Origin of the sequence: Micromonospora sp. NPDC005291, from assembly GCF_040607415.1 — a bacterium.
Taxonomy (GTDB): Bacteria; Actinomycetota; Actinomycetes; order Mycobacteriales; family Micromonosporaceae; genus Micromonospora.
The window spans coordinates 1-15350 of the sequence record NZ_JBEXGR010000036.1 but is presented as its reverse complement, the minus strand read 5'-3'; the positions used below and the strand labels follow the sequence as shown (position 1 = coordinate 15350).

The following is a 15350-nucleotide window of genomic DNA, read 5'->3' as shown; positions in this document are numbered from 1 at the left end:
CTCTTTTCCATACCGGGCGCGATGTAGAGAAGTTATGAGAGCCCCGCCGAACACTGCCTCTGGACGGTGCCACCAGGACGCCGACCAGGCGTGGTGCGGAGGAGGCGATGGCACAGATGACAGGTGCGGCAATCACCGGGCTCGGGGCGTACCGGCCGAGCAGGCTGATCACCAACGAGGAGATCGCCGAGGAAGCCGGTGTGACTCCGGAGTGGATCGAGGAGCGGACCGGCATCCGGTCGCGCTACCGGTCCGGGCCGGAGGAATCCGTGACGATGATGGCCGCCGAGGCCGGCGGAAAGGCGTTGGCCATGGCGAACGTCGACCCGGCCGAGGTGGACCTGGTCATCCTGGCCTCGGCGACGAAGAAGGACCGCATCCCGGGCGGGGCGCCCGAGGTGGCCAGCCGGATCGGCATCACCGCCACCGGCGCGTTCGACCTGAACGCCGCCTGCGCCGGCTTCGCCTACTCGATCGGGATCGCGGCCAACGAGATCCGGACGGGCAGCGCCCGCAACGTGCTGGTCGTCGGGGCGGAACAACTGAGCCGTTTCATCGACCCGGAGGACCCGGCGACGTACGTCATCTTCGGTGACGGTGCGGGTGCCGCGGTGGTCTCCCCCGCGGAGGTCGACGGAATCAGCCCGACCGTGTGGGGCAGCGACGGCTCGCGGTCCAACATCCTCGGCACCAAGTGGGACGCCAACGGCCGCGAGTTCGCCAAGATGGACGGCCCCCTGGTCTACCGCTGGTCGACCAAGAACGTGCCGAGGGTGGCCCGCAAGGTGTGCGCCCTCGCCGGCATCGAGCTCTCGGACATCGACTGGTTCGTGCCGCACCAGGCGAACCTCCGCATCGTCGACCAGTTGGCCGAGATCCTCCAGATCCCGGACGAGAAGGTCGCCAAGGACATCATCGACACCGGCAACACCTCGGCCGCGTCGGTGCCGCTGGCGCTCAGCCGGCTGTACGAGAGCGGTCGGACCACCCCCGGCGACCGCGTGATGCTGCTGGGCTTCGGGGCGGGACTCGCCTACGCCGGTCAGATCATCCGGATGCCCTGACCATTCCGATCAAGACCCCTTCCTACGAAAGGACAAGCACCATGACGATGACCGTGAACCAGGTGTCCCTCGACGTCGTATCGCTCACCCGCAAGCTGATGACCGAGGACGTCGACCGGGAGATCAACGCCGGCGACACCTTCGTCGACCTCGGGCTGGACAGCCTCAAGCTCGTCGACCTGCTCGCCGCCGTGGAGACCCACTTCGACATCGAGGTGCCGGACGAGCTGGTCGGCAGCTTCGCCAAGGTCCAGGATCTCAGCGACTTCGTTCTCTCCGCCAGGTCTCCGGTGTGACCGAGGACGTCCGGGAGTTGTCGGTCGGGCAGCGAGCGCTGTGGCTGGTCCACCGGTTGGCCCCGGACAGCCCGGCCAGCAACGTGGTCCACGGTCTGCACGTCGAACCGGTGCTCGACCTCGACCTGGTACGCCGGGCGGTGGCAGCGGTGCGATCACGGCACGACCTGCTCCGGTCCCGGTTCGTGCAGACGGATCAGGGGCCGGTGCGGGTCGTCGATCCCGACCTCGGGTGCGAGGTCGAGGTCCACGATGTTCCCGACCTGGACGACGACGGGCTGTTGCGCCGTTGCCAGGAGTTCGGCGACCAGCCGCTACGGCTGGCGCAGGACGGTCCGATGCGGGTGGCGTTGCTGCGGCGGCGCACCGACTGCGTGCTGGTGGTGGTCATCCATCACATCGCCACCGACTTTCACTCGCAGCGGATCGTCTGGCAGGAGTTGGACGGCGCGTACGGGGCGTTGCATGCCGGGCGGTCGGTGGAGTTGCCGCCGGTCTCCGGTGGCTACGACGACTTCCTGGCCCGGGAGCGGGCGGCCCTCTCCGGTGAGCGCGGCGAGCGGCTGCGCGCCTACTGGGATCAGGTCTGCGACGGCGCCACGGCGGCCACCCTGCCGACCGACCGGCCCCGTCCGCCGGTGCGCTCGTTCCGCGGCGGCGCGTTCAGTCAGGAGCTCCCGGACGACCTCGCCCACCGGCTGCGGGAGACCGCGGCGGCGGCCGGGGTGACGCCGTACAGCGTCGTGCTCGCCGCGTTCCAGGCGACGATGTACCGCTACACCGGTCTGGGGGAGCTCACCGTCGGTTGTCCGGCCTCGCTGCGTCGGGGACGGGCGCTGCGCGGGGTGGTCGGCATGTTGATCAACACGATCGCGCTGCGTGGATCGTTCGACGCGGACACGACGTTCGCCATGGCGATCACCGGGGCGAGTCGACAGCTGACCGACGCTGTAGCCCATGCCGCCTACCCGTTCCCGCTGCTCCGATCGGGCCGTCGTAACCAGGATCCGCCAGTGCGGGTGACCGTCACCCTGCTGGCTCACCAGCACGGCGACAACTACACCACCCAGCGGCACGCGTTCGCCGGGCACCAGATCCGGCTGCTGGACATCCCGTACGACGAGGGCCAGTTCGACCTGTCGGCGACCCTCACCCAGTACCAGGACGGCCGGCTCCAGGCGGAGTTCGGTTACGACACCGACCTGTTCGACGAGGCGACCGTGCAGCGGCTGGCCGGGCACTTCCTCCAGATGCTGCGGGTGGCCTGCACGGCGCCGGAGACGGTGGTGTCCCTGGCGCCGATGGTCGACCAGGCGGAACTGCGCGAACTGCTGGCGCTCGGCACCCGGTAGACCGGTGCGGCGTGGCCCGCGGCCCCCCGTGCCGCCGGGCCGGCGCGTCCGCCGCACGGGCCGGATCCGGACGGCGCGACCCCCGTCGCCGGCCGGATCCAGGCCCGGCGGTGGCCGCCCGAGGCACCGGTATAGGGGCGGTATAGCGCTGATTGACAACTTCGTGGCATTGGTAGGTCACTCGTGGAGGGAGGAACGGTGCGCGAGGGCATCCTCTCGACGGTCGGGAACACACCGCTGGTACAGCTGGTCCGGTTGTTTCCGGAGTTCCCCTCCCGGTTATTCGTGAAGCTCGAACGCTTCAATCCCGGCGGCAGCATCAAGGACCGCACCGCGCTGAGCATGCTGCGCGCCAAGGTCGAATCCGGGGAGCTGGTGCCCGGCCGATCGGTGGTCGTCGAGTCCAGCTCGGGCAATCTGGCCATCGGCCTCGCTCAGGTTTGTGCGTACTACGCGATTCGGTTCATCTGCGTGGTCGACCCGAAGACCACCCGGCAGAACCTCGCGATCCTGACCGCGTACCACGCGGAGATCGAGATGGTCGAGCACCCCGACCCGGTCACCGGCGAGTACCTGCCGGCCCGGCAGCGCCGCGTCCGCGAGCTGTGCGAGCAGGTCCCGCACGCCTACCGCCCGGACCAGTACGCCAACCCGCTCAATGCCGCCGCGCAGCGGCAGACGATGGCCGAGATCGTGACCGCGCTCGACGGGCGGATCGACTATCTGTTCTGTTCCACCGGCACCTGCGGGACGCTGGTCGGCTGCGTCGGCTACCTCCGCGACCACGGGCTGTCCACGCGGGTGGTGGCGGTGGACGCGGTGGGCAGCGCCATCTTCGGCGACGAACCAGCGACCCGGCTGATCCCCGGGCACGGCGCCTCGGTCGTGCCGCCGCTGGCCGCCGACGCCACCCCGGACGAGATCATGCACGTGTCCGACCTGGACTGCGTGGTCGGTTGCCGGTTGCTGCTGCACCGGGAGGCCATCCTCGCCGGCGGGTCCTCCGGCGCCACCGTGGCCGCACTGCGCCGACGGATGGCGGACATCCCGGCGGGCGCCACCACCGTGCTGATCCTGCCCGACAACGGCGACCGCTACCTCGACACGATTTATTCCGATCAATGGGTTTCCGGGCACTTCGGGGAGATCACCCACCTGTGGAAGGACGCTGCGTGCTGATCATCGGTCGAGCTGTGGTGCGGGACATCCTCGACGGCGACGACGCCCGGGTGGTGGATCTGGTCCGGCACGCGTACCTGCTGCACGAGCAGGGCCGCACGAGCCTGCCGCACTCGGTCTTCCTGCGCTTCCCGCAACAACCCCGCGACCGCATCATCGGCCTGCCCGCCTACCTCGGCGCCGACCCGCCGGTGGGCGGAATCAAGTGGATCTCCTCCTTCCCCGGCAACCTGGCCGCGGGGCTGGAGCGGGCCAGCGCGGCGATCCTGCTGAACTCGATGCGTACCGGCCACCCGGTGGCCCTGGTCGAGGGCTCGGTCATCTCGGCCCGGCGTACCGCGGCGAGCGCGGCGCTCTCGGCCGGCCTGCTCACCGCGCACCGCCACCCGGACGGTCTGGCCCTGATCGGCTGCGGGCTGATCAACCAGCAGGTGCTGCGGTTCGTGGCGGGCACCATCGCCCCTCCGCCGGCGCTGACGCTGTTCGACACCGACCCCCGCCGGGCTGAGGCCTTCGCCGAGGTCGCCCGGACCCTGCTGCCGGGGATGCCGACGACACTGGCCCGGACTGCCGAGGAGGCGATGGCCGCGCACCGGCTGGTCTCCATCGCCACCACCGCCACCGAGCCCCACCTCGACCTGGCCGCCTGCCGGCCCGGCGCGGTGCTGCTGCACCTGTCCCTGCGCGACCTGCTCCCCGAAGGGCTGCTGACCGCGCGCAACGTGGTCGACGACCCCGATCACGCCTGCCGCGAGGGCACCTCGCTGCAGTTGGCCGAACAGCTCACCGGCGGCCGGGACTTCATCCACGCCACCATCGGCGCGCTGGCCGGCGGCCAGGCGCGGCTGCCCGTCGACGACGTACCGGTGGTGGTGTCCCCGTTCGGCCTCGGCGTGCTGGACCTCGTGCTCGCCGAGCACGTCCGCGCCACCGCCGAACGGCGGCGCCTGGGCGTACGCGTCGACGACTTCCTACCCGTGGTGGACGCCAGCGTGGCGTCCACCGGATCCCTGAAGGAGTGGCAATGACGGACAACCGCAGCTACCGAGTGGTGCTCAACGACGAGGAGCAGTACTCGGTCTGGTGGACCGACCGGGATCTGCCCGCCGGCTGGCGTGCCGAGGGCACCGAGGGCACCCGCGACGAGTGCTTGGCCCGCATCGACGAGATCTGGATCGACATGCGGCCGCTGAGCCTGCGCCAGCGCATGGAGTCCCAGGCCACGGCCTGACCAGCTGATCCGATCCCACGCCCGCGCCCGGTCCCCCGGAGGAGCACCATGAGTATCGTTCCGCCAGCGGCGCCCGCAGCCGCAGCCGCCACCCAGGGGGCGGGCACCCTGTCCGAGCTGATCGCCTGGCAGGCCGCGCTGACCCCCACCGCCATCGCGGTGAGCGGCGACACCGAGCGGCTGGACTACGCCGGGCTGGACCGGCGGGCCAACCAGCTCGGTCGGTACCTGGCCGAGCTGGGCGTCGGTCCGGAATCGCTGGTCGCGGTCAACCTGGACCGCGGCGTCGACCTCGTGGTCGCGTTGCTGGGAGTGTGGCGTGCCGGTGCCGCGTACCTGCCGCTGGACCCGACCCACCCCGCCGAGCGGCGGCGGCGTCTCCTCGCCGACAGCGGGGCCGGCGTGCTGCTCACCCGGAACGCGCTGCGCGACGAGGCGACGCCCGGCCGGGTGGTCTGCCTGGACGCCGACCGGGCGCGGATCGCGGCCTGCCCGGACACCGCCGCGGTGCGGTCACCCGACCCGGACTCGGTGGCGTACGCCATCTACACCTCCGGGTCGACCGGCCAGCCCAAGGGAGTGCTGATCACCCACCGCGGAATCGGCAACCGGGTGACCTGGACGATCCGGGAGCACGGCCTGGGCCCTGGCGACCGGGTGCTGCAGAAGACCTCGGTCAGTTTCGACGCGGCGGGCTGGGAGTTCTTCGCCCCGCTGGCCAGCGGCGGCACTGTGGTGCTCGCCCCGGACGGGGCGCACCGGGATCCCGCCGCCCTGGTCGCCGCGGTCATCCGGCACCGGATCACCGTCCTACAGGGAGTGCCGTCGGTGTTCGGTCGGCTGGTCGACCAGCCCGGCTGGGCCGACTGCACCAGTCTGCGACTGGTCTTCTCGGCCGGGGAACCGTTGCACGCCGACCTGTGCCGGCGGCTGACGGTCACACCCGACGTGCGGGTGTGGAACACCTACGGCCCCACCGAGTGCGCCATCGACGTGACCGCCCACCCGGTGGACACGGCACAGCCGGCCGGGCCGGTGCCGATCGGGCGACCGCTGCCCGGCATCCGCGTCCAGGTGCTCGACGCGGACCGACGACCGGTGCCGGTGGGTGTGGTCGGCGAGCTCTACGTCGGTGGGGCCAACCTGGGCCGGGGCTATCTGCACCGGCCGGACCTGACCGCCGAACGGTTCGTGCCCGACGAGTACGGGCCGCCCGGCGCCCGCCTCTACCGCACCGGCGACCAGGTCCGGTGGCGCGGTGACCGGAGCCTGGAGTTCGTCGGTCGAGCTGACCACCAACTCAAGGTCAACGGCGTACGGATCGAGCCGGCCGAGGTGGAGGCGGTGCTCGCCGCCCACCCGGACGTCCAGGCGGCGGTGGTGGTGGGGCACACCGATCCGGCCGGTCGCCGGCAGCTCGCCGCGTACGTCGCCGGTCGGCGGTCACTCGACCCGGCGGCGCTGCGCGCGTTCTGCGTCGGCCGGCTGCCCGAGGCGCTGGTGCCGGCCGTGTTCCAGCCGGTGGCGGAGTTCCCGCTCACCGCCAGCGGCAAGATCGACCGGTCCGCCCTGCCGGCAATCGACCCTCTCGACCGGCCGGCGCTGCGTCCACCGCGGACCGCCGCCGAACGGACGGTCGCGGCTATCTGGCGGGATCTGCTCGACGTCGACCAGGTCGGCGTCGACGACGACTTCTACCAACTCGGCGGCTCCTCACTGGTGACGCTGATGTTGGAGAGCCGGCTCAGCGGGGCCGGCGGCACGGTGGCGCTGCGCGACCTGCTCACCCACACCACCGTGGCCGCGCAGGCCCGGCTGGTGGAGGCGGCCACCCCGGCGGACCCGCCGGTGCTGCCGGTGGGACGCGACCGGCCCCTGCCACTCTCCGCCGCCCAGCACCGGCTCTGGATGCTCGACCAGCTCGATCCGGGCAGCAAGGAGTGGGTCGTCCCCGTGCACGTACGGCTGCCCGCCGCCACCCACCCCGACCACGTCCGGGCGGCCCTGCACGCGCTCGAGGCACGGCACGAGCCGTTGCGCACCCGCTATCTGGTGGTCGACGGCGTGGCCCGGCAGCAGGTCGTGCCGCCGGGAGCGGCCGACCTGGAGGTGCGCGACGTCAGCCACGGCGGGTTGGCTGAACTCATCACCGCACAGCTCGGCCGGGGCTTCGACCTGCACACCGGCCCGCTGTGGCGGGCAGGGCTGGCCATCGCCGCCGGCCGGGATCACCTGCTGGTGCTGGCCGTGCATCACATCGCGTCCGACGCCGGCACCGCCGACGTCCTCGAACGGGACCTGCGGGAGCTGTGCGACGCCGCCGCGCAGGGACGGCCGGCCGACCTGGCGGAGCTGCGGGTGCAGTACGCCGACTACGCGGTCTGGCAGCAGCGGCACCTCACCGACGAGGTCGTCGAGCGGGAGTTGGCGTACTGGCGGGAGACGCTGGCCGGGATGCCCCAGCTGGAGCTGCCGCTGGACCATCCGCGCCCGGCCAGGCGGGACGCGCAGGGCAGCATGCTCGGCTTCACCATCGCGGCGGAGGTTGCCGGCGCCCTGACCGAGCTGGGTCGGCGCTGCGCGGCCAGCCCGTTCATGACCCTGCTCACCGGCTTCGCCACGGTTCTCGCTCGCTACACCGGGCAGTGGGACGTGCCGATCGGCACGCCCACCTCGGGGCACCGGCCCGCAGAGCTGGACCAGATCGCCGGGATCTTTCTCAATCCGGTGGTGCTGCGCTGCACTCTGGACCCGGCGTCCGGCTTCAACCAGGCCGTCCGGGAGGTCCGCGACCGGACCGTCGCCGCCCTGGCCCACCAGGACCTGCCCTTCGACCGGGTGGTGTACGACCTGGTCGGCGAGCGGGACCTCTCCCGCACCCCGCTCTACCAGGTGGCGCTGAACTATCAGGAGGGCGGGATCACCGGCCGGATGGCCGACGACCCGCTCACGATCGACGCGCTGCGGCAGGCGTCCACTGTGGCCAAGACCGACCTGACCGTGCACGTGTGGCCGCAACCGGACGGCTCGCTCGCCGGAGCCGTGGAGTACGCCACCGCGCTGTTCGACGAGGCAACCGTGCGACGACTGGCCGACCACTTCGTCCGGCTGCTCCGCGCCGCCGCCGACGAGCCGGACGCCCGCCTGGACCAGCTCGACCCGTTCTCCGCCGAGGAGCGGCACCGGCTGCTGCACGAGTGGAACGGGCCGACGGTGCCCCGTCCGGCCACCACCGTGGTCGACCTGTTCGAGGCACGCCGCGCGGCGACACCGCAGGCCGTGGCGTTGCGTCACGGCGATGCACGCACCAGCTACGCGGAGTTGGACGACCGGGCCAACCGCTTCGCCAACCACCTGCGCCGGTCCAACGTCACGCCGGGGGCGACCGTCGCCGTACTGCTGGGACGGGGACCCGACCTGGTCGCCGCGATTCTCGGGTGCTGGAAGGCGGGTGCCGCCTGCCTTCCGCTGGATCCCTCGTACCCGGCCGAGCGGATCGGCTACCTGCTCGACACCGCAGGCGTCGGCCTCGCCGTCACCGACTCGCGGTACGCCGACCGGTTCGGAGTGCCCACCCTCCAGGTGGACACCCATCGGCTGATGGTCAGTGCCGAACCGCCCACCGCGCCGGCTCGCGACCTCGACCCGGCGCAGACCGCGTACGTGCTGTTCACCTCCGGATCGACCGGCCGCCCCAAGGGGGTGCTGCTCTCTCACGCGGCGGTGACGAATTTCCTGGCCTGCGCCACGGAGACCGAGGTGCTCGGCGACCGGGGAGGCCGCCCGGCCGGCGGCGGAGCCCCGCTCTTCTCCACCATCGCCTTCGATCTGTCGATCTCCAACCTCTGGGGGCCGCTGGTGGCCGGGCAGCCGGTGACCCTGCTTCCGCAGGAGTTCGACCTCACCCAGCTCGGCGCGCTGCTGCTGGCCGCCGGCCCGTACGACCGTTTCATCATGACGCCGCCGCACCTGGAGCTGCTGGCCGCGCAGGTCTACGCCGCGCAGGCGCAGCGGCTGGCCGGTCAGCTCTGGGTGGCCGGTGGGGTGCTGCGCCGGTCGGTGGCGAACCAGTGGCTCGACCTGCTCGGTCCGGGCGGCCTGATCAACTCTTATGGCCCGACCGAGACCACCGTGATCATGTCGGCGTACCCGGTGGTGGCACCACAGACCAGCGAGATCGTGCCGATCGGCCGGCCGATGGCGAACACCGTGGTGCGGATCCTGGACGACGCGATGCGGCTGCTGCCGGTCGGCGCCGTCGGCGAGCTGTACATCGGTGGTGCGTGCCTGGCCACCGGCTATCTCGGGCAGCCAGGGCTGACCGCCGAGCGCTTCGTGCCCGACCCCTTCGGCCCGCCGGGCGCCCGCCTGTACCGCAGCGGCGACCTGGGCCATTGGCGGCCCGACGGCACGATGGCCTTCGTCGGTCGGGTGGACGACCAGGTCAAGGTCCGCGGCTATCGCATCGAACCCGGCGAGATCAGCGCCGTCGTCGCCCAACACCCTCGGGTACGCGACTGCGTGGTCCTCGCCCACCAGGACCGCCTGGTCGCCTTCTACAGCGGCGAGGCCACCGACCTGGCCGCGTACTGCGCCCGGCAGTTGCCCGACTTCATGGTGCCGAGCCTGTTCGTGCCGGTGGAGCGGATCCCGCTCAACGCCAACGGCAAGGTGGACCGGGACGCCCTACGCGGCCGGCTCGACGCGGCGCTCGCCGACGGCACCGCCGACCCCACCGAGTTCGTCGCACCGCAGACCGTGGTCGAGAAGCGGGTCGCCGCGAACTGGGCAGAGCTGCTCGACGCGCGGATCGGCGCGACCACCGACTTCTTCCTCCTGGGCGGCCACTCGGTGCTCGCCGCCCGGCTGATCGCCGGGTTGCAGGAGGAGTTCGACCTCGACCTGCCGATCCGCCTGGTGTTCGAGCACCCCACGGTGCGCGCCCAGGCGATCGCCATCGAAGACCTGATCCGAGCGGAGGTCGACGGGCTGGACGCCGCCGACCTCACCCACGACCTTTCGCGATCCGAGGAGTACCCGGCATGACCAGCATCGCCAACGAGCCGAACCTGCGTGAAGAACTCGTCCAGCGTCGGCTGGCCGGCCGTCGTACCGGCCGCCGGGACCGGATTCTCACCGTCGACCGGTCGGGGGAGCTGCCGCTGTCGTACGGCCAGCAGCAGATGTGGTTCCTCAACAGGATGGACCCCACCAGCGCCGAGTTCCTGGTCTCCCACGCGCTGCGGCTGCGCGGGCAGCTGGACGCCGACGCGCTGCGTCGTGCCCTCGACGCCCTGGTCGCCCGGCACGAGATCCTCCGCACCCGCTACGCCCTCGCCGGCACCGCTCCGGTCCAGGTGATCGACCCGCCGACGCGCCGCGACCTGCCGGTGGTGGACCTGACCGACCGGCCGCGCACCGAGCGGGAGGCGGCGCTCGACGCGGTGCTCGCCGACACCGCGCTGACCGGGTTCGACCTGGCCCGGGACTGGCCGGTGCGGGCCGTGCTGGTCCGGCTGGACACCGACGAGCACGTGCTCGCCCTGGTGCTGCACCACATCGCCTGCGACGCGCCGTCCCTCGCGGTGCTCACCGGTGAGCTGGCCGAGCTGTACGCCGCCCTCCGGGCCGGCGTCGAGCCCTGGTTGCCGGCGCCCGCCGTGCAGTTCGCCGACTTCGCCGCCTGGCAGCGCGGCCGACTGCGCGCCGAGCAGGTGGTCCGGTCGCTCGACTACTGGCGCGACCAACTCGCCGGGCTGACGCCGGTGGAGCTGCCGGCCGACCGGACCCGACCGAAGAGCCGGGACTGGCGCGGCTCGTCGGTGCCGTTCACCCTGACCGCCGAGCTCTCCGCCGCGTTGCGCGGCGTCGCACGCGACGCTGGCACCACCGTCTTCGTCACCCTGCTCAGCGCCTACCAGGTGCTGCTGTCGCGCTACACCGGCCGGACCGACCTCGCCGTGGGCACGGTGTCGTCCGCGCGCAGTCGCGCGGAGCTGCACAACCTGGTCGGGTACGGCATCGACAACCTGGTGCTGCGGGCCCGGTGGAGCGGCGACCCCTCGTTCGCCGCCCTGCTGGAGCAGACCCGGGACACCGTGCTGGGCGCGTTCGACCACGCCGATGCCCCGTTCGCCCTGCTGGCCGACGAGCTGGAGCCGGAGCGGGATCTCTCCCGGACACCGCTCTACCAGGTCGCGTTCACCCTCCAGTCCGAGTCGCCGACCACCGACTGGCCCGGGGACCTGAGCGTGGAACCGGTCGAGCTGCCCCTGCGGTCGTCCAAGGTCGATCTGACCCTGCACATGATGGAGGGCGCCGACGGCGGGCTGCGCGGCCGGATCGAGTACGCCACCGCCCTGTTCGACCCGGCCACCGTCGAGCGTGCCGCCGACCATTTGGTGCGGCTCCTGCAGCAGGTGGCGGCCGACCCGACGGCCCGACTCTCCGACCTGGCCATCCTCGGTGCCGGCGAGCTGGCCGTCGTGACCCGGGGGCCGGTCACCGCGGACCCGGTCACCGGCACCGTGCACGGCGTCTTCGAGGCGATCGCGGCCGCCCACCCCGACGCGGCGGCGCTGACGGTCGGCGACACCACCCGCCGGTACGCCGACCTGAACGCCGACGCCAACCGGCTCGCCCACTGGCTGCGCGGCCACGGTGCCGGCCCGGAGCGGCTGGTCGGGGTCCACCTCGACCACGGCCCCGAACTGGTGCCGGCCCTGCTCGGCGTGCTCAAGTCCGGTGCGGCGTACCTGCCCCTCGACCCGGCCTCGCCGGACGAACGCCTCGACTTCATGATCAGCGACGCCGACGTGGAGATCGTGCTGACCACCACCGCCCACCGTGACCGGTTCGCCGGCTTCGACGGGACCGTGGTGCTGCTGGACGCTCCGGACGTCACCGCGGAGCTGGCCGCCCAGCCGGCCGCCGACCCGGCCGTGCCGATGGACGTGGACAACCTCTGCTACGTCATCTACACCTCGGGCTCCACCGGCCGCCCCAAAGGTGTCGCGGTGGCCCACCGGCAGGTGCTGCGGCTGCTGACCGTCACCGCCGACGACTACCGGTTCGGCCCGGACGACGTGTGGACGCTGCTGCACTCGTACGCCTTCGACTTCTCGGTCTGGGAGATCTGGGGCTGTCTGCTGCACGGCGGTCGACTACTGGTGGTGCCCCGGGCGCTGGCCCGATCCCCGCAGGAGTTGCTCGACGAGCTGATCGCACACCGGGTCACGGTGCTCTGCCAGACGCCCACGGCGTTCCGCGCGCTGGTCCGACTGGCGGCCGAGGGCGACGCTCGGGTGGACCGGCTCGCCCTGCGGGTGGTGACCTTCGGCGGCGAGAAACTGGACTTCGCCGAGCTGGCACCGTGGGTGGCCAGCCGTGGCGTGGACGCGCCGCAACTGATCAACATGTACGGGATCACCGAGACCACCGTGCACACCACGTACCACCGGGTCGTCGCCGCCGAGGTGGGCGGTACGGCCAGCCCGATCGGCGTACCGCTGTCGGACCTCACCGTCCACCTGCTCGACGCCGACGGCCGACCGGTGCCGATCGGCGTGCCGGGTGAGATCCACGTGGGCGGCCCGGGTGTCGCCCGCGGCTACCTCGGTCGCGCCGAGCTCACCGCGCAGAGGTTCGTGCCGGACCCGTGGGGGCCGGCCGGTTCGCGGCTCTACCGCAGCGGCGACCTCGCCCGACGGGACGCCGACGGAGGGCTGGAGTTCGTCGGACGCATCGACCACCAGGTCAAGATCCGTGGCTACCGGGTGGAGCTGGGCGAGATCGAGGCGGCCCTGACCGTCCTGCCCGGCGTCCGGGACGCGGTGGTGGTGCTGCGCGAGGACAACCCGGGTGACCAGCGGCTGACCGCGTACCTGGTGGCCGATGACAACTCGACGTTGCTGCGCCCCTCGCAGCTGCGCGCGGCGCTGGGCCGGACGCTGCCGGACTACATGGTCCCGGTGGCGTTCATGCCGCTGCCCCGGATCCCGCTGACCGTCAACGGCAAGCTCGACCAGGCCGCGCTGCCCGCCCCGGGCCGTTCGGTGGCCGCCGTCGACCGGCCGTACGTGGCCCCGCGCACCGCTGTGGAGCAACAGCTCGCCGACATCTGGACCGCCACCCTCGGGCTGGACCGGGTCGGCGTGCAGGACGGCTTCTTCGACCTCGGTGGCGACTCCATTCGCGCTGTGGCACTGGCCGGCGCGTTGCGGGCGGCACACTTCGACGTGGAGGTCCGGGACATCTTCGAGCGGCGTACCGTCGCCGAGCTGGCCGAACTGCTCACCGCGCGGCCGGCCGCCGAGCCGGAGCCGACGGTCGCCCCGTTCGAGCTGGTCGGCGAGGCGGACCGCGCCGCGCTGCCCGTCGGCGTGGTGGACGCCTACCCGTGCACCCAGGGACAGCTCGGCATGCTGGTCGAGCTGCTGTCTGACACCGAGCAGAACCCCTACCACAACGTGACCAGCTACCGGGTCCGTGGCGAAGGGGAGTTCTCCCTGGACGCGCTACGTGCCGCCGCGGCACTGCTGGTGCGCCGCCACGAGGTGCTGCGTACCTCCTTCGACCTGACCAGCTATTCGGTGCCGATGCAGCTGGTGCACGCCACCGCCGAACTGACCGTCACGCACGACCACAGCCTTGCCACCGAGCGGGCCGAGCTGGACCGGGAGCTGCGCGACCACATCGCGGTCGAGCGGACCCGTCTGTTCGACCTCGATCGCCCGTCGCTGCTGCGGCTGCACGCCAGGACCTGCTCGGACGGCAGTTGGTGGCTCACCATCACCGAGTGCCACCCGATCCTGGACGGATGGAGCTACCACTCGCTGATCATGGAGTTGGTCCGCGCCTACCACCAGATCCGTGCCGGAGAGCCGCTGTCGCCGCAGCCGATCCCGTCGGTGCGGTTCGCCGACGCTGTCGCGTCCGAACGACGGTCGGTCACCGGCGACGCGGACCGGGCGTTCTGGCGTGGCGTGCTGGCCGGTCGGGCCCGTCACGACCTGCCCACTGGCTGGGGCGACCCCGACGCGCCGGAGGGTGCCAAGCACGAGCACTGGGTGCCGGTGCAGGACCTCGAAGCCTCGCTGCGGGATCTGGCCCGGCGCCTCGGCGTGCCGTTCAAGTCGGTCATGCTGGCCGCGCACCTGAAGGTGATGAGCCAGCTGACCGGCGCCGAGCGGTTCTACACCGGCCTGGTCTGCAACATCCGCCCCGAGGCGGCCGGTGCGGACCGGGTGTACGGCATGCACCTCAACACCGTGCCGGTCGGCTACGACGGGCCGGCTGCCAGCTGGGATGAGCTGATCCGGCGGACCTTCGCCGCCGAGGTGGAGCTGTGGCCGCACCGGCGCTACCCGCTGTCCACCTTGCAGCGGGAGGTCGGCGAGGACGCCCGCATGCTCGATGTGCGGTTCAGCTTCCACGACTTCCACCAGATCGATGCCGACGACATCGACTACGCCGAGTCCATCGACGACAGCCCCACCGAGTTTCCACTGGGCGTGTTCAGCCGGCTCGGCTTCCTCACCCTCCAGGCCAGCCGGCGGCACGTCGGCCACGACGCCCTGCGCCGCCTGGGTGCGATGTATCGGGTGGTGTTGGAGGCGATGGTGGCGGATCCGGGTGGGGATGCGCGGGTGGTGTGTCTGCCGGTGGGTGAGGTGTCGGTGGTGTTGGCCGATGGCGATGGTGTGGTGGAGCCGTTGTCGGGGTCGGTGTTGGGGTGGTTTGAGGAGCAGGTTGGTCGGGTGTCGTCGGGTGTGGCGGTGAATGGGGTCGCCTTCGCGGAGTTGGATGCGCGGGCTGTGGATATGGGGTCGTGGTTGGCCTCTCGAGGTGTTTCTCGGGGGTCGGTGGTGGGGGTGTTGCTGGATCGGGGTGTTGATCTGGTGGCGGCGTTGCTGGGGGTGTGGAAGGCGGGGGCGGCGTTTGTGCCGGTGGATCCGTCGTATCCGGCGGGTCGTGTCGACGCGATGCTGGTTGATGCGGGTGCGTCGGTGCTGGTGACGTCGTCGGGGTATGTGGATCGCTGCCCTGTTGGTGTTGAGGTGTTGAGCGTCGAGTTGGTGCCGCCGGCGGGTTCGTTGCCGGTGGTGTTGCCGGGTGTGGCGGATCTGGATGATTTGGCGTATGTGATTTTTACGTCGGGTTCGACGGGTCGGCCGAAGGGTGTGCAGGTTACGCATCGGGGTTTGGCGAATCATGTTCGCTGGGCGTC

The 15350-nt window shown here is 71.8% G+C and carries 8 protein-coding genes; all 8 read left to right on the top strand.

Annotated features, from left to right (window positions below):
* Positions 1–107 precede the first annotated feature (107 nt).
* On the top strand, positions 108–1064 hold the full coding sequence (locus ABZT18_RS30360) for a beta-ketoacyl-ACP synthase III (protein WP_354997817.1): 957 nt from the start codon (positions 108–110) through the stop codon (positions 1062–1064).
* A 41-nt stretch (positions 1065–1105) separates the two neighbouring features.
* Complete coding sequence (locus ABZT18_RS30355; protein WP_354997818.1) at positions 1106–1360, top strand: acyl carrier protein; 255 nt, start codon at positions 1106–1108, stop codon at positions 1358–1360.
* Positions 1357–2712, top strand: a complete 1356-nt coding sequence (locus ABZT18_RS30350) for a condensation domain-containing protein (protein WP_354997819.1) — start codon at positions 1357–1359, stop codon at positions 2710–2712. Before ABZT18_RS30355 ends, ABZT18_RS30350 begins: the two co-directional genes overlap by 4 nt.
* A 210-nt stretch (positions 2713–2922) precedes the next feature.
* Complete coding sequence (gene sbnA / locus ABZT18_RS30345; RefSeq protein ID WP_354997825.1) at positions 2923–3891, top strand: 2,3-diaminopropionate biosynthesis protein SbnA; 969 nt, start codon at positions 2923–2925, stop codon at positions 3889–3891.
* Positions 3885–4919: a 2,3-diaminopropionate biosynthesis protein SbnB gene (gene sbnB / locus ABZT18_RS30340; protein ID WP_354997820.1), complete on the top strand. Its 1035-nt coding sequence runs from the start codon at positions 3885–3887 to the stop codon at positions 4917–4919. Before sbnA ends, sbnB begins: the two co-directional genes overlap by 7 nt.
* Complete coding sequence (locus ABZT18_RS30335; protein ID WP_354997821.1) at positions 4916–5122, top strand: MbtH family protein; 207 nt, start codon at positions 4916–4918, stop codon at positions 5120–5122. Before sbnB ends, ABZT18_RS30335 begins: the two co-directional genes overlap by 4 nt.
* A gap of 48 nt (positions 5123–5170) precedes the next feature.
* On the top strand, positions 5171–10168 hold the full coding sequence (locus tag ABZT18_RS30330; protein ID WP_354997822.1) for an amino acid adenylation domain-containing protein: 4998 nt from the start codon (positions 5171–5173) through the stop codon (positions 10166–10168).
* Positions 10165–15350, top strand: a 5186-nt coding sequence (locus ABZT18_RS30325) for an amino acid adenylation domain-containing protein (protein ID WP_355253088.1), incomplete at its 3' end; no start/stop codon positions are given. The genes ABZT18_RS30330 and ABZT18_RS30325, both read left to right, overlap by 4 nt.